At 69.2% G+C, this 19,965-nt stretch carries 17 protein-coding genes; 13 read left to right on the plus strand and 4 right to left on the minus strand.

Features of this window, described 5'->3' with window-relative positions:
- Nucleotides 1–303: 303 nt before the first annotated feature.
- The 4 genes from dnaN to gyrB all read left to right on the plus strand — a co-directional run bounded on the left by dnaN (nt 304) and on the right by gyrB (nt 5,793).
- Nucleotides 304–1,422 carry a DNA polymerase III subunit beta gene (gene dnaN / locus FM111_RS08025; protein WP_087140445.1) on the plus strand — a complete coding sequence of 373 codons (1,119 nt, stop codon included), beginning with the start codon at nt 304–306 and terminating at the stop codon, nt 1,420–1,422.
- A gap of 58 nt (nt 1,423–1,480) precedes the next feature.
- A complete protein-coding gene (locus FM111_RS08030) occupies nt 1,481–1,765 on the plus strand; it encodes a GIY-YIG nuclease family protein (RefSeq protein ID WP_087140446.1) in 285 nt (94 codons plus the stop codon).
- Between the two features lie 164 nt (nt 1,766–1,929).
- Complete coding sequence (recF, locus tag FM111_RS08035; protein ID WP_087140447.1) at nt 1,930–3,057, plus strand: DNA replication/repair protein RecF; 1,128 nt, start codon at nt 1,930–1,932, stop codon at nt 3,055–3,057.
- Nucleotides 3,058–3,363: 306 nt separating this feature from the next.
- Complete coding sequence (gene gyrB, locus FM111_RS08040; RefSeq protein WP_087140448.1) at nt 3,364–5,793, plus strand: DNA topoisomerase (ATP-hydrolyzing) subunit B; 2,430 nt, start codon at nt 3,364–3,366, stop codon at nt 5,791–5,793.
- Between the two features lie 24 nt (nt 5,794–5,817).
- Here gyrB and FM111_RS08045 read toward each other — a convergent pair whose 3' ends face one another.
- Together FM111_RS08045 and FM111_RS08050 are read right to left on the minus strand one after the other, a co-directional pair.
- The gene (locus FM111_RS08045) at nt 5,818–7,182 is read right to left on the minus strand and encodes a diguanylate cyclase (RefSeq protein ID WP_087140449.1); all 1,365 of its coding nucleotides are present in this window, start codon (nt 7,180–7,182) and stop codon (nt 5,818–5,820) included.
- A gap of 167 nt (nt 7,183–7,349) precedes the next feature.
- Entirely contained in the window at nt 7,350–7,784 is a 435-nt protein-coding gene (locus tag FM111_RS08050) for a hypothetical protein (RefSeq protein WP_087140450.1), read from the minus strand.
- A 115-nt stretch (nt 7,785–7,899) separates the two neighbouring features.
- Here FM111_RS08050 and FM111_RS08055 point away from each other — a divergent pair, with 115 nt between their 5' ends.
- The gene (locus FM111_RS08055; protein WP_087140460.1) at nt 7,900–8,826 is read left to right on the plus strand and encodes an alpha/beta fold hydrolase; all 927 of its coding nucleotides are present in this window, start codon (nt 7,900–7,902) and stop codon (nt 8,824–8,826) included.
- Between the two features lie 4 nt (nt 8,827–8,830).
- Here FM111_RS08055 and FM111_RS08060 read toward each other — a convergent pair whose 3' ends face one another.
- On the minus strand, nt 8,831–10,330 hold the full coding sequence (locus tag FM111_RS08060) for a S41 family peptidase (RefSeq protein WP_087140461.1): 1,500 nt from the start codon (nt 10,328–10,330) through the stop codon (nt 8,831–8,833).
- An 81-nt stretch (nt 10,331–10,411) separates the two neighbouring features.
- A complete protein-coding gene (recQ, locus tag FM111_RS08065; RefSeq protein ID WP_087140451.1) occupies nt 10,412–12,280 on the minus strand; it encodes a DNA helicase RecQ in 1,869 nt (622 codons plus the stop codon).
- 232 nt (nt 12,281–12,512) lie between these two features.
- Between recQ and FM111_RS08070 the strand changes: the two genes are divergently transcribed.
- The 8 genes from FM111_RS08070 to FM111_RS08105 all read left to right on the plus strand — a co-directional run bounded on the left by FM111_RS08070 (nt 12,513) and on the right by FM111_RS08105 (nt 19,797).
- Nucleotides 12,513–13,412: a class I SAM-dependent methyltransferase gene (locus tag FM111_RS08070; protein WP_087140452.1), complete on the plus strand. Its 900-nt coding sequence runs from the start codon at nt 12,513–12,515 to the stop codon at nt 13,410–13,412.
- 34 nt (nt 13,413–13,446) lie between these two features.
- The gene (locus FM111_RS08075) at nt 13,447–14,187 is read left to right on the plus strand and encodes a pseudouridine synthase (protein WP_087140453.1); all 741 of its coding nucleotides are present in this window, start codon (nt 13,447–13,449) and stop codon (nt 14,185–14,187) included.
- A gap of 152 nt (nt 14,188–14,339) precedes the next feature.
- Nucleotides 14,340–14,978 (plus strand): phosphoribosylanthranilate isomerase, encoded by a 639-nt coding sequence (locus FM111_RS08080; protein ID WP_087140454.1) that lies wholly within the window; start codon nt 14,340–14,342, stop codon nt 14,976–14,978.
- Nucleotides 14,979–15,018: 40 nt separating this feature from the next.
- Nucleotides 15,019–16,236 carry a tryptophan synthase subunit beta gene (gene trpB / locus FM111_RS08085; RefSeq protein WP_373407967.1) on the plus strand — a complete coding sequence of 406 codons (1,218 nt, stop codon included), beginning with the start codon at nt 15,019–15,021 and terminating at the stop codon, nt 16,234–16,236.
- A complete protein-coding gene (locus tag FM111_RS08090) occupies nt 16,236–16,748 on the plus strand; it encodes a hypothetical protein (RefSeq protein WP_087140456.1) in 513 nt (170 codons plus the stop codon). Before trpB ends, FM111_RS08090 begins: the two co-directional genes overlap by 1 nt.
- Nucleotides 16,745–17,587, plus strand: a complete 843-nt coding sequence (trpA, locus tag FM111_RS08095) for a tryptophan synthase subunit alpha (protein ID WP_087140457.1) — start codon at nt 16,745–16,747, stop codon at nt 17,585–17,587. The genes FM111_RS08090 and trpA overlap by 4 nt, the downstream gene beginning before the upstream one ends.
- A gap of 11 nt (nt 17,588–17,598) precedes the next feature.
- On the plus strand, nt 17,599–18,495 hold the full coding sequence (locus FM111_RS08100) for an acetyl-CoA carboxylase carboxyltransferase subunit beta (RefSeq protein WP_087140458.1): 897 nt from the start codon (nt 17,599–17,601) through the stop codon (nt 18,493–18,495).
- A gap of 15 nt (nt 18,496–18,510) precedes the next feature.
- Complete coding sequence (locus FM111_RS08105) at nt 18,511–19,797, plus strand: bifunctional folylpolyglutamate synthase/dihydrofolate synthase (protein WP_087140459.1); 1,287 nt, start codon at nt 18,511–18,513, stop codon at nt 19,795–19,797.
- Nucleotides 19,798–19,965: the final 168 nt, after the last annotated feature.

Below are 19,965 nucleotides of genomic sequence, written 5' to 3' on the forward strand. Positions count from 1 at the left end.
CGCGTAAACTGCGCGGCTAAGCGCCTCTCCCCGCTCATCCCGGCGAAGGCCGGGACCCAGATTGTAAGGCTCGCCATCTGCCGTTGCGGCTCCGGTGGGCCTTTCTAACCAACCGCCAGGTTTGCATCTGGATCCCGGCCTTCGCCGGGATGAGCGGATTTTAGGGGCGCCCAGCCTGTGGAAATCGGGGGCAGACGGCGTGCAAGCGCCTCTGCCCGTTGCCCCCCGCGCTCAATGCGCTAGTGTTCCTGCCCATATTTACGGCGACGCTGCTTCGGTGGGGTCGCGACCGGGCGAGACCAAATGCAGCTGACCATCGAACGATCCGCGCTTCTTCGGGCCCTGGGGCACGTCCAGAGCGTGGTCGAGCGTCGCAACACCATTCCGATCCTGTCCAACGTGCTGCTGAGCGCCGGGCGCGACCGCCTGTCGTTCGCGGCCACCGACCTGGACATGGAGATGGTCGACGAGGCTCCGGCGCAGGTGAACGTCGAGGGCCAGATCACGGCCCCGGCCCACACCCTGTACGAGATCGTGCGCAAGCTGCCGGACGGCGCCGAGGTATCGCTGACCTATTCGGGCGACGATCCGCGTCTGGTGGTGGCGGCGGGCCGCTCGCGCTTCAACCTGCCGGTGCTGCCGGCGGGCGACTTCCCGGTCATGTCGACCGAGGCGTCGGGCGCGCGCTACACCCTGCCCAAGGAAGACTTGGCGCGTCTGATCGACAAGACGCGCTTCGCCGTCTCGACCGAAGAGACGCGCTACTATCTGAACGGCCTGTATCTGCACACCGTGGCTGACGGCGGCATTCCGTTGCTGCGCGCCGTGGCCACCGACGGCCACCGTCTGGCCCTGGCCGAGACCCCGGCGCCGGAAGGCGCGGCGGGCGGCCCCGGCGTCATCGTGCCGCGCAAGACGGTAGATCAGGTCCGCCGCCTGCTGGACGACGGCGCCGGCCCGGTCGAGGTCCAGGTCTCGGCCCAGAAGATCCGCTTCGAGTTCGGCGAGGCCAGCCTGACCTCCAAGGTCATCGACGGCGCCTTCCCCGACTATCTGCGCGTCATTCCCAAGGGCAACGACAAGCAGGCCGACATCGACAACGCCCTGTTCGCCAAGGCCGTCGACCGCGTGGCCACCATCTCGGCGGAAAAGAGCCGCTCGGTGAAGCTGGCCTTCGACAATGACCGGGTGAAGCTGACCGTCCGCAACATGGAAGCCGGTCAGGCCGAGGAAGAGGTCGAGATCGGCTATTCCGACGAGCCGTTCGAGATCGGCTTCAACGCCCGCTACCTGCTGGACGTCGCCGGCCAGATCACCGGCGAGACCGCCCACTTCAAATTCGCCGACCCGGCCAGCCCGACCCTGGTGCTGGACCCGGCCGACGTGGGCGTGCAGTACGTGCTGATGCCACTGCGGGTGTAACCACACCGCTCACCCCGGCGGACGCCGGGGTCCAGTGAGAGCCGCGCCGGGAGGTTGGATGTTTTTCTACACCTACATCCTGGCCGGTCGCCGCAACGGCACGCTTTACACCGGCTCCACCGACGATCTGCTGAAGCGGGTCGTCGAGCATCGCGAGACGCTGCGCGGCGGTTTCACAGCGAGATATGATGTCTCTCGCCTCGTCTGGTATGAGCACCACGGCACGCGCGACGAAGCCTTTCGTCGTGAGCGCCAGATCAAGGAATGGCGCCGTGAATGGAAGCTAGACCTGATCGAGCGGATGAACCCGGCTTGGGATGATCTGCTGCCGACACTGCTTTGATGCGTGCTGAGCCTATGCCCCGCTCATCTCGGCGGGCGCCGAGATCCAGTCCTTTGGTTGCAAGCGCGCAGAGCGTGGTTCGTACTGGGCCCCGGCGTCCGCCGGGGTGAGCGGTTTCTTCTTCAGCGCCCCTACGCCAAATCGGTGTATCTGCTGATCAACGCATGATCACCTCCCTCGCCCTCACCGACTTCCGCTCCTACGCGGGCGCGACCCTGCCGATTTCCGGCGGAACCGTCGTGCTGCATGGGCCGAACGGGGCGGGCAAGACCAACCTCTTGGAAGCCATCAGCCTGCTGACCCCCGGTAAGGGGTTGCGCGGGGCGGCGGCGGCCGAGATGGGGCGGCGCGAGCCGGGCGAGGCGGTCGGGCGGCCTTGGGCCGTGGCGGCGACGCTGCAGGCAGCCGACGGCGACGAGGCGCGTCTGGGCACCGGCGTGCAGACCATGGGGCCGTCGGCGCGGCGCATCGTGCGCATCGACGGCGAGACGGCGCCGCCGGGGCGGCTGCTGGATCATTTGCGCCCGGTCTGGGCCACGCCCGAGCAGGATCGGCTGTTCTCGGACGCGCGGGCCGAGCGGTTGCGGTTCTTTGACCGTCTGGTCTTCGCCGCCCATCCTGACCACGCGGCCGTCGTCTCCACCTATGAGAAGGCTCTGCGCGAGCGGCTGCGGCTGCTGACCGACGAGACGCGCGCGGCCGATCCTCTGTGGCTCGACGCCCTGGAGGCCCGGCTGGCCGAGAGCGGCGCGCGGGCGGCGATGGCCCGCGCCGGGGCGCTGAAGGCGCTTCAGGCCGGGATCGACGCCCGCGCCGACCGTCCCTTCCCTCAGGCCGATCTGGGCCTGGCGGGGCCGGCCGAAGAGATGGCGGCGGCGGGGGCGGATGAGGCCGACATCGTCGAGGCTCTGGGCGAAGGCCTTATGCGCGCCCGCGCCCGCGACGCGGCGGCGGGTCGCAGCCTGTTCGGGCCGCACCGCTCGGACCTGACGGCGCTGCACCGCGAGAAGAACCGGCCCGCCGCCGAGGGGTCGTCCGGCGAGCAGAAGGCCCTGGTGCTGAACCTGATCCTGGCCCAGGTGGCGCGTCTGGCGGATCAGCCCGCGCAGCCCGTTCTGCTGCTGGACGAGGCGCCGGCCCACCTGGACGAAGCCCGCCGTGCCGCCCTGTTCGACGAGATCGAAGCCTTGAAGCTTCAGGCCTTCATGACGGGCACGGAGCGGCCGTTGTTCGCGGCGCTGGAGGGCCGAGCGCAGTTCGTGGCGGTGGAAGGCGGCGGGCTGGCGGGATGAAGTCGCGCGGCCCTCTCCCTCCCCTTTATGGGGAGGGTGGCTGAGGCCGTTAGGCCGAAGCCGGGTGGGGGCGGCAAGGCAAATCGAGCGCTGAGGCCAGGATCGCCCAGCCCTCCCCACCCGGTCTCCGCTTCGCTCCGACCACCCTCCCCATGAAGGGGAGGGAGAGGGGCTTAAAGGCTCGCTTTTCCCGTCGAATTTCCTATATATCTGAGACTTCGGGGCGCGCTGATTTGCGCCCCTGAGACGGGCGGCCGCAGGGTCGCCTCTTCCCTGTCCGCCTGCGGACCCTGAGCCGACGTTTTCATGACCGAACAGACTGCTCCCTCGCCCGAATACGGCGCCGATTCCATCAAGGTTCTCAAAGGCCTGGACGCGGTGCGCAAGCGCCCCGGCATGTATATCGGCGACACGGACGACGGCTCGGGTCTGCACCACATGGTCTATGAGGTGGTGGACAACGCCATCGACGAGGCCCTGGCCGGCCACGCCGACCTGGTGACGGTCACCCTGAACGAGGACGGCTCGGTCACCGTGACCGACAACGGACGCGGCATCCCGACCGCCATCCACGCCGAGGAAGGCATTTCCGCCGCCGAGGTCATCATGACCCAGCTGCACGCGGGCGGTAAGTTCGACCAGAACTCCTACAAGGTGTCGGGCGGCCTGCACGGCGTGGGCGTCTCGGTGGTCAACGCCCTGTCGGACTGGCTGGAGCTGGTCATCTATCGCGACGGCAAGAAGCACAGCGTCCGCTTCGAGCGCGGCGAGACCGTGCGCTCGCTGGCGGTCATCGGCGAGGCGCCGATGCGCGAGGACAAGGGCCGTCTTCTGACCGGCACCGAGGTCACCTTCTATCCGTCGGTCACGACCTTCAGCCACATCGACTTCGATCTGAAGACGCTGGAGCACCGCCTGCGCGAGCTGGCCTTCCTGAACTCGGGCGTGGTCATCAAGCTGTCGGACCATCGCGGGCCTGAGCCGATCGAGATCATGCTGCACTATGAGGGCGGCGTCGAAGCCTTCGTGCGCCACCTCGACAAGTCCAAGACCCCGATCCTGAAGGACGTCATCGTCATTCGCGGCCAGAAGGACGGCATCGAGCTGGACCTGGCCCTGTGGTGGAACGACAGCTACCACGAGACCATGCTGTGCTTCACCAACAACATCCCGCAGCGGGATGGGGGCACCCACCTGTCGGCCTTCCGCGCCTCGCTGACCCGCGTCATGAGCAGCTATATCGAGAGCTCGGGCCTGGCCAAGAAGGAGAAGGTCGCGCCGACCGGCGAGGACGCCCGCGAAGGTCTGACCTGCGTCCTGTCGGTCAAGGTGCCGGACCCCAAATTCAGCTCGCAGACCAAGGACAAGCTGGTCTCGTCCGAGGTGCGCCCGGCGGTCGAGAACCTGTGCTCGGAAGGCCTGTCCGAGTGGTTCGAGGAACACCCGGTCGAAGCCAAGCTGATCGTCTCCAAGATCATCGAAGCAGCGTCCGCCCGTGAGGCCGCCCGCAAGGCGCGCGACCTGACCCGCCGCAAGTCGGCGCTGGAGATCAGCTCCCTGCCCGGCAAGCTGGCCGACTGTCAGGAACGCGATCCGGCCAAGTCCGAACTCTTCATCGTCGAGGGCGATTCCGCAGGCGGCTCGGCCAAACAGGCGCGCAACCGCGAGAACCAGGCCGTCCTGCCCCTGCGCGGCAAGATCCTGAACGTCGAGCGCGCGCGCTTTGATCGGATGCTGTCGTCGGACCTGATCGGCACGCTGATCCTGGCGCTGGGCACCGGCATCGGCCGCGACGACTTCAACGCTGACAAGCTGCGCTATCACAAGATCATTCTGATGGCCGACGCCGACGTCGACGGCGCCCACATCCGCACCCTGCTGCTGACCTTCTTCTATCGTCAGATGCCGGAGCTGATCGAGCGTGGCCACGTCTACATCGCCCAGCCGCCGCTCTATAAGGTCTCGAAGGGCAAGCAGCACCGCTACGTCAAGGATCAGGCGGAGATGGACGCCTATCTGATCGAGGAAGGCAGCGCCGACGCCGTGCTGGAACTGGCCTCGGGCGAGGTGCGCGCCGGCATGGACCTGCAGGAGCTGGTTCGCGAGGCCAAGGGCTTCAAGGCGCTGGTCGACCGGCTGGCGACGCGCGCCCCGGCCTTCGCCATCGAGCAGGGCGCCCTGGCCGGTCTGTTCAACGAAAACGCCGGCGAGCTGGCCGACCGCGCCGCGCGCGCGGCTGAACGGCTGAACCTCTACGCCGAGGAAGGCGACGGCCCGTGGAGCGGCGAGCTGGCCGCCCAGGGCGGGGTGGCGTTCAACCGCGTGCGCCGCGCCGTCAGCGAGACCATCGTGCTGGACGAGGTGCTGGGCCGCTCGCTGGACGCCCGCCGTCTGGCCGAACGCGCCGCCGCCTTCGACGGCTTGTTCTCGGCCCCGGCCGTCTATCGCCGCAAGGACAAGACCACGACCATCCGCGGCCCGCTGGACCTGCTGGCGGCCGTGCTGGACGCAGGGAAAAAGGGCATCGCCATCCAGCGCTACAAGGGCCTGGGCGAGATGAACCCGGAACAGTTGTGGGAGACCACCCTGGACGCCAACGCCCGCACCCTGCTGCAGGTCAAGGTCGAGCACGGCGACGACGCCGACGACCTGTTCGCCAAGCTGATGGGCGACGTGGTCGAGCCGCGCCGCGAGTTCATCCAGGACAACGCCCTGGACGCCGCCGTCGACGCCTGATCGCGCGGGCTGCGCGCGGCGCCGTCAGGCGCCGCGGCGGTCCTGCTCGACCCGGTTCCGGCCGTTCTGCTTGGCGCGGTAGAGGGCGTCGTCTGCCGCCTTCACCAGATAGTTCTCGTCCGGGTGGCCCTGATGCGCGGCCACGCCTATCGAGGCCGTGATGTGGAACGGGCTCAGGCCGCCCGTGGTGATGGCCTTGGTCGCCAGGGCCAGGCGCATCCGCTCGGCGATGGTCGCGGCCTGGTGCAGGCTGGTCTCGACCAGGACCACCAGGAATTCTTCGCCGCCGTAGCGGAAGACGAAGTCGCTGGGCCGCACGTTCTCGGTCACGGCCTCGGCCACCTGGCGCAGCACCTCGTCGCCGACCGGGTGGCCGTGCGTGTCGTTGATCCGCTTGAAGTGATCCACGTCCAGCAGCAGCACCGACAGGGGCGTGTGGTTGGTGTTGGCGAAGCCGATCTCGCGGCTGAGGATCGACGACAGGAAGCGCCGGTTCAGGGCGCGGGTCAGCGGGTCGCGGCCGCCCTCCATGCCCGCCAGGCCCTGGAACATCTCGTTCAGCAGGAAGGCGACCTCCTCGACGGCGGCTTCCAGCGCCTTCAGGGGCGCGGCGAGGTCGGCCGGGGCGGCGTCCGGCGTGAAGCGGGGCAGCAGCTCCCTGTCGATCCGGTCCATGGCGGCGTTCAGCCGCGACAGGTGCGGCGAGCCATCGAACAGGAAGTCGGCCCGATGGCGAATCCACAGACCGAACGGCGAGGCGCCCAGCGCGCTCGCCCCATCGACGCCGCCTGATCCCAGGATGCGGAACAGGGTCTTCTGGCTCCATTCCATCAGGCCCGCGCGCTGGCTTTCGCGTTCGAAATGGATGTCCTGATCCAGGGAGAACAGACGATAGGCTTCGTCCAGACGCGCCCGGTTGCTGGCGCCCTTCTCATAGGACTGGCTCATCAGGCGAAGGGCGTGGTCGATGCGCTGGTCCGCCAGGCGCAACAGGTCGAAGGCCGCCGGATCGCCGGCCAGATCATCCGCCAGCCGCGCCTTCAGCACAGCTGCTCCGGCCATGACCAGGTGCATGGGAATCTTGATACGGGCGTGGACCTCGCCGATCTTGGTCTGACGGGCGATGAAGGCGGCGTCACGCGTGTCCAGGTCCGGGGCGAACAGGGCGATCAGCCAGCCGCGGAGCGAGGGGCTGAGCCGCTCCTGAACGATGGAGTGATGCAGGAAGGTCTGGGCGTCCGGGTCGTTGAGCAGCACCTGATAGAAGGCGGCCACCATGGCGTCGGCGTTGGCGCTGAGCAGAGCGCGCAGGCGCTCCAGACTCTGCGGATCAAGAGAGGGTTCTGGAACGCGGGACGAGGCGGCGACGGCGGGCGTCGGGTTGGGCAAGGCGGCGACTCTGACTGTTTACACTACAGGTTCGGCCGCCCTGGAGCGTCGCCTCAGGCGCTGAGGATGGAGCAAGGCCCGTCCGAACCAGGGACGTGCGCCCCCAAGCTAGGCGATAGACGCCGGACCCCGCCCCGGCAAGGGGCGGGCCGCCTCACGGCGCCGCCTTAGCGCGGGCGTCCCGCCTCGATGAAGGCGCGGATGGACGGATAGATGCTGGTGCTGCGCTGGCCGTCGCACAGCATGTCCTTGATGTAGGAATCCAGAGAGTTCTTGGCGATGGCGTCGAAGTCGTAGCCGTCGTCGATCCGCTCCTGCTCGGCGCCGTCGGGCCCGTAGAGAACCTCCACCCCCGGCTTGGACTGGTTGGCGCTGCAGCGGATGCTGATCTGGCCGGCGGAATAGGACAGGTCGTCGGTCGCGCCCGCCGCCGGTACGCGCGCCAGCAGCGCCGTGCGCGCGCTGTCGGCCTCGGTGATGGAATCCACGTCCAGCATGAAGACCGTGGCCGAGCTGCGCGAGACGACGTGCCAGCTTTCGGCCAGGGCGGGTGAAGCGGCCAGAGCGGCGACGGCGGCTATGGCGATAATGATTGGTTTCATAGCATCCTCCCCAGGAAGGAACCGAGTTCACTCCTGTTGGAGAAAAAACACAATGGCCCAGCCGTGCGCGCGCCCCGGTCGAGGTTTCGCCGTTATCGACCGGCAGGCTGGCGTCATGCGCCAATCGCTCCGTTTCAGTGTCTTGTCCGCCGTTTTGGCCGGCGTCTTGGCTGGAGTCGCCCTGCCGGCGGGGGCGGCGGCTGCGCCGACCGAGCCCGCGACGCCCGCCGCCGCGCCGTTCCAGTCGTCACGCATCCTGGTCGAGACGAAGGGCCAGGGACCGGACGTCGTGCTGATCCCCGGCCTGGCCTCGACCTCGGCCGTCTGGGCGCGCACGGCGGCGGCGCTGGAGGGGCGCTATCGGGTGCATCTGGTGACGGTGCGCGGCTTTGGCGAAACGGCGCCCGGCGGCAACGCCGAAGGGCTGGTCGGCGCGCCGACGTCCGCCGAAATCCGCCGCTATATCGAGGAGCAGGGCCTGCGCCGTCCGGCCCTGATCGGTCATTCCATGGGCGGTCAGGTGGCGCTGCGGGTCGCCGCCGACGCGGGCGAGCGCATCGGCAAGGTCATGGTGGTGGACGCCTCGCCCTTCTTCCCGTCGCTGATCAGCCCCGGCTCGACCGCCGCCGATGTCGAGCCGCTGGCCCGCATCGCCTATCAGGGGCTGATGCTGCTGGGCGACCAGGCGTTGCGGACCCAGGCCTCCTCCATGGGGCTGGAGCTGGGCGGGGCCGCCGATAACCTGCTGGGCGGTCTGGGATGGCAGGGCGGCGATCGCCGCGTGCTGGCCCAGGGCCTGTATGAGGTGATGACCACCGACCTGCGTTCGCGCCTGCCGCTGATCGAGGCGCCGGTCACCGTCGTCTACGGCTGGAGCCCCGACGACAAGAGTCCGCGCAGCCATGTCGACGGCCTGTTCCGCGCGGGCTACCGCTCCCTGCCGCACCCCGCCGCCTTCGAGCGGATCGAGGGGGCCGAACACATGGTCATGATCGACCGCCCCCGTCAGTTCCAGCAGGCGGTCGAACGCTTCCTGCGCTGAGGCGTCAGTTCGGCTGCAGCCGACGGATCGAGGCCAGCAGGGCCGCGTCGTCGCTCATGTCGCCTTCGATGACGTATTGGGGGCGCTGCGGCTCGTTGTTGCCGCGTGCGCGGCCGCGATAGACCTTCATCGGCACGGCGATCTCGGCCAGGCCGCTGGGCAGGGTCGGCTCCCTGATCTCCATGTAGACGGTGTCGGCCGAGGTTTCGCGGCCGACCTGGACGGCCCCCACGGTCTTCCACAGATCGACGGCGTCCAGGCAGGCCGAACCGCAGCTGGAGTCGGTCAGGACATAGACCCGGCCCGCCATCAGTTGCGGCGTGGGCGACGCCGGAGCGGCGTCGGCGGGCTCATCATTGGCGCTGCGCCAATAGACCTGGCCCGCGGCCTTCGCCGCCTTCATGCCGTTGATGGCGTCTTCGGCCCAGGCGATCAGCTCGGGCTGGCCGTTCGTGGCGCGCAGCTTGTCGAGGAAGGCGGATATTTCGGCGATGTTGCCGTCCGAGGCGCGCCAGTCGACCCCTTCGATCGCCGGTTCGGGATGGGCCGCCATCCAGTCGTCGCCCCACAGGACCTGGGCCATCAGCTGGCTCCAGTGCGAGGAGCCGCCGCCGTTGCCGCGCAGGTCCAGCACCACATAGGGGGCGGCGCGCAGGGCGTCCTGCTTGGTTTTCATGTCGGCGACCAGGGCCGTCAGTTCGGCGTAGGCCTCGCCGGCGGGGTCGCCGTTGAAGGTGGGGGTTGAGATCCAGAAGCCGCCGTCGTCGAAATGCTTCAGGGCGAAGTCGGGCCGGGCGCCCGGCATCAGCCGGGCGCGGCGGTCGCTCAGATCATCCGGCGCGGGACGCCAGTCAAGGGCGTAGGTCTTGGTCGCGCCGCCCGCCTCGAAACGGCAGGTCTTCATCTCTGTCTGCCACGGGTTCTCTGAGCTCAGGAACATCCAGTCGCCGAAGCGGGTCTTGATCGCCTCCAGGAACCAGCGGCCCCGGAACTGGCCGATGCGCTGTTCGGCCAGGGTCGCGGCGTCCACGCCGTCGCAGTCGATCAGCCGGGCGCCCAGCGGCGGGGCGGCGTCGTCGCCTTCATCGCGGTCGGCGACCACCTGATCGGCGCCGCGATAGGCGGTCAGAAAGCCGGGCCAGCGGGTCGGGAAACCGAAGTCCCTCTGGGTCAGGCGGATCTGAACGTGGCCGTCCTCGAAGCTGGCGACATAGGCGCGCATCGCCCACCACCAGCCGCCTCGATCCGTGGTGGTCTTGGCCCGCTCCAGCGCCGTCGCTAGCCCCTGATCCAGGCGCGCGCGGAAGCCGGGATTGAGCGGGTCATGCACGCCTGGGTGGCTATCGATCATGATGTCGTGCAGGCCGGTCGCGTCCTGAACCAGGGCGGCGGACCAGTCGCGCGGCTGGTCCATCGGTCCGGATGCTGTATTTGGGGTTTCCTGCGCCTGAACCGCGCCCGCCATCGCCAGGCAGGCGAAGCCTGCGGTCAACATTCGGTTCATGAGCATCCCCTCGTCATCCTCGCTGAAAGAGGTGACAGGCGGAGAAATGACGCGCCAGTTAAGCTTTGGTCATGGAAACCGTCAGGCGGCGGCCTCCAGCGCCTCCAGCACCGCCGGGCCGTAGCGGTCCAGCTTGCCCGCGCCGACGCCGGGAATGACGGCCAGCTGGTCCAGGCCGCGCGGCTCCTGAAGGGCGATCTCGACCAGGGTCTTGTCCTGGAAGATGACGTAGGGCGGCACGCGCTGCTCGATGGCGCGCTCGCGGCGCCAGGCGCGCAGGGCCTCGAAGCGGGCGCGCACATCGGCGTCCAGTCCCTCGACCGCCAGATTGCGCCCGGCGTTACGGCGCGGCTTGTCCTCGGCCACGGCGCGGGTCGGCGGCTCCTTGACCCGCACCACCCGTTCGCCGCGATAGACGGCGCGCACGGCCTGAGGGTCGCCCAGGCGAACCAGAGGCTTGCCGTCGTTGGGATCCTCGACCAGCAGGCCTTCGAACATCAGATGGTCGATGACGTCGCGCCAGCCGACCAGCGACAGATCGGCCCCGACGCCCCAGGTGGACAGGCCCGCCTCCCACGGCTGGACGTCCTTGGTCCGGCCGGTCAGGTGGTCGATGACGCGCGTGCGGCCGAACCGCTCGCCCAGCCGCTGCACCGCCGCCAGCGCCTTCTGCGCGGGGACGAGGGCGTCGAAGGTGGCGGGCGGGTCGCCGCAGACGTCGCAGACGCCGCAGGGCTCGGCGTCCTGCTCGCCGAAATAGCGACGCACGGATTGCGGGCGGCAGGTTGCGCCGTCCAGCATGGCGAACAGCTGGCGCACCTTGCGGGTCTGGACCTGCTTGACCTCTTCGGCCATCGGGCGGCTGTCGAGACGGCGCAGGGACCAGGCGATGTCCGACGGGCCGTAAAGGGTGATGCCCTCGGCCGGTTCGCCGTCGCGTCCGGCGCGGCCGATCTCCTGCCAATAGGCCTCCAGCGAACCCGGCGGATCGGCGTGGATGACGAAGCGCACGTCCGGCTTGTCCACTCCCATGCCGAAGGCGATGGTGGCGACCATGACGGCGCCGTCCTCGGCCAGAAAGCGCTCCAGTCGCCGGTCGCGTTCGCGCGCGTCGAACCCGGCGTGATAAGCGATGGCGTTGGTCCCGGCGTCGCGCAGCGCGTCGGCCACCCGCTCGCAGCCGTCGCGGCTGCCGCAATAGACCACGCCCGAGCGGCCGCGCCGTTCGCGCACCAGTTCGACCACGCGGGCGTCGGTGCGGGCGCGCGAGCCGTTGACCTTGCGCTCAGCGGTCAGCTGCAGGTTCGGGCGGGCGAAGCTGTCGACGAAGACGCGGGCCTCGCCCAGCTTCAGCGAGGCCAGGATGTCGTCGCGCGTGCGGGCGTCGGCGGTGGCGGTGACGGCGATGCGGGGCACGCGGGGGAATATCTCGGCCAGACGGCCCAGGGTGCGGTAGTCGGGGCGGAAGTCGTGGCCCCACTGGCTGACGCAGTGCGCCTCGTCGATGGCGATCAGGCTGATCGGCAGTTCGGCCAGACGCTCCAGCATGGACCCCGACGCCAGTCCTTCGGGCGAAACATACAGCAGGTCCAGCTCGCCCGACCGCGCCGCGCGCCAGACGGCGGAACGCTCGTCCATCGTCAGGCCGGAATCCAGCCGGGCGGCCGCCACCCCCTGCTGTTTCAACGCCTCGACCTGATCGGTCATCAAGGCGATCAGCGGCGAGACGACCAGCCCCACGCCCTCGCGCAGGATGGCGGGCACCTGATAGCAGACGCTCTTGCCGCCGCCGGTCGGCAACACGGCCAGCACATCGCGTCCGGCCAGCACTTCCTGGATCACCGACGCCTGAAGCCCGCGAAAATCGGCATGACCCCACACGCGTTCCAGCAGGGTCCGCGCCTCGTCCAGCGTGGGCGAGGAGTCAGCGAGCGGGGGGAAGTCCAACATGGCGGCCGTTGTGCCGTATTCGGCCGGGGGTGTCACCCGCTTCTCCTCCCTATTGCGGAGCAATGGGGAGGTGGATCGGCGGCGATAGCCGTCGAGACAAAGGGGCTGCGTGGCTCCGCTGCCATGTGTGTCACCGCGGCCAAGGCCTGGCTCGCCATAAGCCCCTCCACTACTTCGTGGTCCCCCTCCCCATTCGCTTCGCGAACAGGGAGGAAAAAGATATAGCGCCTTCATGACCACGCTTCTTTATGGCCGCCCGCCCGCGGTGTTCGATCCGCCCTCGACGGCGACGCAGACCTCGCCCCTGATCCCCGGCTCCACGGCGCTGGAGACGGTTGCGCCCGGATCAGCCGACGGGGTGATGCTGTATGCCCCGCCGGGCGCGGTGGAGCGTCGCTATACGCTGGCGCTGGCGCTGAAGGCGCTGAAGCCCGGCGGGCGGCTGGACGTCATGGCGCCCAAGGACAAGGGCGGCTCGCGGCTGGGCAAGGAGTTGAAGGCCTTTAGCCTTGAAGTCGCCGAGACGGCCAAGGCCCACCATCGCCGCTGCATCGTCATTCGACCGGAGGCGGCCGAGGGGCTGGACGCCGCGATCGAAGCGGGCGCGCCGCGCGTGGTTCCGGGGCTGGAGGCCTGGTCGCAGCCGGGCGTCTTCGCCTGGGATCGGATTGATCCGGGCACGGCGCTGCTGGCGCAGGTGCTGCCGCCGCTGAAGGGGGCGGGCGCCGATCTGGGGTGCGGCTTCGGGGCGCTGTCGACGGTGGTGTTGCGGTCGTCCGGCGTGACGGCTTTGCGGCTGGTCGACATCGACCGGCGCGCGGTCGAGGCGGCGAAGCGCAATGTCGAAGATGCGCGGGCGACCTTCGATTGGGCCGACGTGCGGACGCTGGAGGCGGCGGGCGATCTGAACTTCATCGTCAGCAACCCGCCCTTCCACGACGGCGGCGACGAGGACCGGCGGCTGGGGCAGACCTTCATCCGCAAGGCGGCCGAGATGCTGAAGAAGGGCGGGACGGCCTGGATCGTCGCCAACCGCCACCTGCCCTATGAGGCCGAACTGGACGCCGCGTTCAAGCGCGTGCGGATGGTCGTGGATCAGGGCGGCTACAAGGTTTTCGAGGCGGTGAAGTGATCCCACCCTCAAGTAGCCCGAAGGGCGATAGGGCATGAGCAAGAAGATTCCGACATCCCGCGTGGACAAACTGCTGGGCTCGATGGGCTATGGCTCGCGGGCCGAGATGGCGCGGCTGGGCAAGGCGGGCGGCATCGTGCTGGACGGCGCCGATCTGACCGATGTGTCGAAGCGCATTCCGGTGACGCCCGATCTGCCGAGCCGCATGGAGATCGACGGCGAGGCGCTGGACCCCGTGGCGGGGCTGGTCGTGTTGCTGAACAAGCCGCTGGGCATGACCTGTTCGCACAAGGAGGACGGGGCGCTGGTCTATGACGTGCTGCCCGACCGCTGGCGGCGGCGCGACCCGGCGATTTCAACCATCGGGCGGCTGGACAAGCAGACTTCGGGCCTGCTGCTGCTGACGGACGACGGCGACCTGCTGCATCGGGTGATTTCGCCCAAGCGGCATGTGGCCAAGGTCTATCGCGCGACGCTGGCGCGACCGCTGAACGGGACGGAAGGGGCGCTGTTCGCCTCGGGCGAACTGGTGCTGGAGGGCGAGGACAAGCCGCTGGCGCCTGCCGTGCTGGAGGTCGTGTCGCCGACCGAAGCCCTGCTGACGGTGACGGAGGGCCGCTATCATCAGGTGCGCCGGATGTTCGCGGCGGCGGGCAACCACGTCGAGGCCCTGCACCGCGAGCGGCTGGGCGGGCTGGCGCTGCCGGACGATCTGGCGCCGGGCGCTTGGCGGCTGCTGAGCGAGGCTGAGATCGCTTCGATCTTTGTCTCTTAAACTCCGCTCATCCCGGCGGACGCCGGGATCCAGTGAGAGCTTCACGCGCCGCGTTTGCCGCCAAAGAACTGGGCCCCGGCGTCCGCCGGGGTGAGCGGGGAGAAGAAGGGCGTGCTTGACCTCTTCCTCATGCTCGCGCACCTGCCTGTCTCATGACACTGACCAAGATCTGCGGCCTGACGACGCCGGACACGCTGGATGCGGCGCTGGAGGGCGGGGCGGCCTTTGTCGGGGCGGTGGTGTTTCCGAAGAGCCCGCGTCACATCCCGCCGCTGCACGCCGCGACCCTGTTCGACCGTGCACGGGGCAAGGCGAAGGTGGTCGCCGTCCTGGTCGATCCCGACGACGCCCTGTTGAGCGAGGTCGCCCTGATCCTGCGGCCCGACTTCATCCAGTTGCACGGCCAGGAGACGCCGCAGCGCGCGGCCGAGGCGCGAAGGCTGACGGGAGCGGGGATCATCAAGGCCCTGCCGATCCGGGATGAGGCCGACTTCGCCGATGTCGCGGACTGGACCGGCGTCGCCGATCATCTGCTGTTCGACGCCAGGCCGCCCAAGGGCGCCGATCTGCCCGGCGGGGTGGGGGCCTCGTTCGACTGGACGCTGATGCAGAACCGGACGCTTCCGGCAAACTGGTTCCTCGCCGGAGGGCTAGATCCGCAAAATCTCACCGAGGCGGTGCGGATTTCAGGGGCGCCGATGGTTGATGTGTCCTCTGGCGTTGAAAGCGCGCCGGGTGTTAAGGACCGGGCTCTGATCAAAGCTTTTCTGGACGCCGCATCGCGGTCCTGATTTCGTCGCCTTCCTCCCTGAAGATTTTCGTGTGCCGGATATCGTGAACGCCTCCCTGTCGAATTCCTACGCCTGGCCCGACGCCGAAGGGCGCTTCGGTCCCTATGGCGGCCGCTTCGTGCCCGAGACCCTGATGCCGCTGATCCACGAGTTGGAGGCGGCCTATGCGGCGGCCAAGGCGGACCCGAGCTTTCAGGCCGAACTCGACGGCTATCTGGAGCACTACGTCGGCCGCGCCAGCCCGCTCTATTTCGCCGAGCGTCTGACCGAGCATTTCGGCGGCGCGAACATCTGGCTGAAACGCGAAGACCTGAACCACACGGGCGCGCACAAGATCAACAACTGCATGGGTCAGATCCTGCTGGCCCGCCGCATGGGCAAGACGCGCATCATCGCCGAGACCGGCGCCGGTCAGCACGGGGTCGCCTCGGCCACCGTCTGCGCCCGCTTCGGCCTTCCCTGCACGGTCTACATGGGCGCCGTCGACGTGGCGCGGCAGCAGCCGAACGTCTTCCGCATGAAGCTGCTGGGCGCGGAACTGACGGCGGTGACGGCCGGGGCGGCGACGCTCAAGGACGCCATGAACGAGGCGATGCGCGACTGGGTCACCAATGTCGCTGACACCTATTACATCATCGGCACGGCGGCGGGCCCGGCCCCTTATCCGGCCATGGTGCGCGATTTCCAGTCGGTGATCGGCAAGGAGATCAAGGCCCAGAGCCAGCGCCAGATCGGCCGCCTGCCCGACGCCGTCATGGCCTGCATCGGCGGCGGATCGAACGCCATCGGCGCCATGCACCCCTTCATCGCCGACGAGGGCGTGCGCCTGATCGGCGTCGAGGCCGCTGGCCACGGTCTGGACACCCCTGCTCATGCCGCCAGCCTGAAGGGCGGGCGCTCGGGCGTGCTGCACGGCAACCGCACTTATCTGTTGCAGGACGCCGACGGCCAGATCCTGGAGGGCCACTCCATCTCGGCCGGTCTGGACTATCCGGGCATTGGTCCGGAGCACGCCTGGCTGCATGACCTCGGCCGGGCCGAATATCTGTCGAGCACGGACGACGAGGCGCTGGAAGCCTTCCAACAGCTGTGCAGGCTGGAAGGCATCATTCCGGCGCTGGAAGCCTCGCACGCCCTGGCGCGCGCGGGCGAGGTCGCCAAGGACATCGGCAAGGGCGGCGATCTGGTGATCGTCCTGTCGGGCCGGGGCGACAAGGATATCAACACCGTGGCCCAGCACCTGGGCGTGGAGCTGTGATGATGAAGACTTTGCTGATCGCCGCCGTCGTGGCGGCCGTGTCGCCGACTCTGACCCTGGCGCAGAACAACGCCGCGCCTGCGCCCCAGACGTCTTCTGGCCAGGCGCCCGTACAGACCGCGCCGACGATCCCGCCTGGTCCAGCGGCCACGGGAATGCCGGTCCTGCCGCCGGCGACGGAGGCGGCCGACTGCGGCGGCCTGTTACGCACGGCGGCCTTCTGCGTGACGGCGCAACTGGATCAGATCGGCGCCCTGGCCGACGCCTATACCGAGCATCTAGCCACCCTGAACTGGCTGGCGGCCGACGGCGACGACAACCGCGTCATCTTCGTGCGTCGCCGCGACGGCGGCGGCTGCGACGGCCTGCAGATGGTCGCCTTCTACGATGAGACCAAACCGGCCGAGGCGACCGCGCTGGGCTATCTGGGCTTCGCCGTCATTCCGGGCGACGTCTGCACGGCGGCGCCCGCCGCTCCGGCGGCGACGCCTTCGGGAGGTTCGGCTCAGTGACGACCGCCCGCATCGACGCCCGCTTCGCCAAGCTGAAGGCCGAGGGCCGGGCCGGTTTCGTTCCCTATGTCATGACCGGCGATCCCAGCCGGGATGAGGCGCTGGAGATCCTCAAGGGCCTGCCCGCCGCAGGCGCCGACCTGATCGAGCTGGGTCTGGCGTTTTCCGATCCGATGGCCGAGGGGCCGCCGATCCAGCGCGCCGCCTTGCGCGGGCTGAAGGCGGGGATGACCCTGCGCGGCACGCTCGATCTGGTCGCCGACTTCCGCAAGACGGATCAGGACACGCCGCTGATTCTGATGGGCTATCTGAACCCGGTCGAATCCTACGGCTATGAGGCTTTCGCCCGCGATGCGGCCGAGGCCGGGGTGGACGGCATTATCGTGGTCGACTGCCCGCCGGAAGAGGCGGCGCCTCTGCTGGCGGCTTTGAAGGCGGCCGATCTGTCGCTGATCCGCCTCGCCACGCCGACGTCTGACGACGAGCGGCTTAAGGTCATCGCCGAGGGCACTTCGGGCTTCGTCTATTACGTCTCGGTCGCCGGGGTGACGGGGGTGAAGGAGGCTGTGGCCGCTGATGTGGCGCCCGCCGTCGAGCGCGTCCGTCGCGCGGCCAACCTGCCCGTCGCCGTCGGCTTCGGCGTGAAGACGCCCGAGCGCGCCGCCGAGATCGCCCGCGTCGCCGACGCCGTGGTCGCCGGCTCCGTCTTCGTCGACGAAGTGGCCGCCGCGCTGGCGGCGAACGAACCGGCCGTTCCCCGCGTTCTGGCCAAGGTGAAGGCCCTGGCCGATGCGGTTCATGCCGCCCGCACTAGTGCTTCCGTGACGGAAACCGTTTAAAGGCCCCGCCCATGGTCGATAAAAATCCCGAGAACAAGGCTCGCGGCGGCTGGCTGTCGCGTTTCGCGCCCGGCGTGCGCAAGATCGTCAGCCCGCGCGACACCCCGGACAATCTGTGGGTCAAGGATCCCGACACGGGCGAAATGCTGTTCCGCTCGGACCTGGAGGCGGCCCTGTGGGTCACGCCGTCGGGCCGTCACATGCGGATCAACGCCCCGACGCGCCTGAAGGCCACCTTCGACGACGGCCTGTTCGAGAGCATCGACACGCCGGACGTGCCGGAAGACCCGCTCAAATTCTCGGACGGCAAGCCCTATCGCGATCGTCTGTCGGCGGCGCGCAAGGCGGCGGGCCGCAAGGACACCATGGCCATCGGCTACGGCCGTATCGGCGGCGCGCCCGCCGTGGTCATCGTCCAGGACTTCACCTTCATGGGCGGTTCGCTGGGCATGGCGGCGGGCGAGGCCTTCATCGCCGCCGCGCGTGAAGCGGTGAAGCGCAACGTTCCCCTGGTCTGCTACACCGCCGCCGGCGGGGCGCGGATGCAGGAAGGCGCCCTCAGCCTGATGCAGATGGCCCGCACCACCCTGGCCGTTCAGGAAGTGAAGGCGGCCAAGCTGCCCTACGTCGTGGTGCTGACCGACCCCACGACGGGCGGGGTCACGGCCTCCTACGCCATGCTGGGCGACGTTCACCTGGCCGAGCCGGGCGCCCTGATCGGCTTCGCGGGTCCGCGCGTGATCGAGACCACCATCCGCGAGAAACTGCCGCCGGGCTTCCAGCGCGCGGAATACCTCAAGGACAAGGGCATGGTGGACAAGGTGGTGTCGCGCGGCGACCTGCCGACCACGCTGGGCCAGATCCTGTCCATGCTGATGGGCGGTACGGCCCAGAAGAAGGCTGCCTAACCGCAGGCTTTTCCCATGGACCCGATCTCGGAACGCCTGCGCGCCCGGCATCCCCAGCGCATCGACCTGTCGCTGGACCGGATGCGGGCCTTGTGCGCCGCGCTCGGCGATCCGCAGGACAAGCTGCCGCCGGTGGTCCATGTCGCGGGCACCAACGGCAAGGGATCGACGGTCGCCCTGCTCCGGGCGATTGCAGAGGCGGCGGGCCTGCGCGTCCACACCTATACCTCGCCGCATCTGGTGCGCTTCAACGAGCGCATCCGGCTGGCCGGGACGCTGATCACGGATGAGGCGCTGAACGCCATCCTCGACCGGGTCGAGGCGGCGATGGCCGACACGGGCGGCCAGGCGACCGTGTTCGAAAGCACCACGGCGGCGGGCCTTCTGGCCATGAGCGAGACGCCCGCCGACCTGGCGATCATCGAGGTCGGCCTGGGCGGATCGCTGGACGCGACCAACGTCATCGCCCGGCCCCTGCTCAGCGTCATCACCCCGGTCGATCTGGACCACGCCGAGTTTCTGGGCACGACCATCGAGGGCGTGGCGGGCGAAAAGGCGGGCATCCTGAAAGCGGGCGCACGCGGCGTCGTGGCGCGTCAATCCGAGGCGGCCATGGCGGTGATCGAGCGCCGCGCGGCCGAGGTCGGCTCGCCCCTGACGGTCATGGGCGTGGACTTCGACGCCTGGGCCGAACGCGGCGGCCTCGTGTTTCAGGATCAGGAGCGGTTTCTCGACCTGCCCGCGCCAGCCCTGCCCGGCGCGCACCAGTTCGACAATGCGGGCGTGGCGATCGCCGCCGCGCTGGAGCTGGACCTGCCCGAAACCGCCATCGCCGAGGGCCTGAAGGCCGTGCGCTGGCCCGCGCGGATGCAGCGGCTGACGGCAGGCGCCTATGCCGATAAGGCCCAGAAGGCGGACGCCGAACTGTGGCTGGACGGCGGGCACAACCCCCACGCCGCCCGCGCCCTGGCCCGCGCCCTGGCCGATCGTCAGGCGCGCGCGCCGCGCCCCACGGCCCTGATCGTCGGCATGTTGGCCAACAAGGATGCGGGCGGTTTCTTCGAGGCTTTGAAGGGGATCGACGCCCAGGTCTTCACCGTCGGCTTCGACGGGACGGCCGCCGAACCGGAGGCTCTGGCCGGCGTCGCCCAGGGACGCGGCTTCGGCGCCATGGCGGCGGGATCAGTGGACGCCGCGCTGGACCGCGCCCTGGCCCTGGGCGCCGGACGGGTGGTCATCTGCGGCTCGCTGTATCTGGCGGGCGAGGTGCTGGGCGCCAGCCGCGAGACCTGGCCGGTCTGAAGCAAAACGCCGCGCCTCTCCCTCCCCGTCCCGGGGAGGGTGGTCGCGAAGCGACCGGGTGGGGAGGGCCAGGTGATTAGGGCGCGACGTGAGAAGGCGTGGCGCACGAGGCGCGGAGGCCTCCCGCGCCTTTATCGGAAACGATCTGCCTTCACCCCCACCCAACCC

The sequence above is a fragment of the Brevundimonas diminuta 3F5N genome (assembly GCF_900163625.1).
Lineage (GTDB): Bacteria > Pseudomonadota > Alphaproteobacteria > Caulobacterales > Caulobacteraceae > Brevundimonas > Brevundimonas diminuta_A.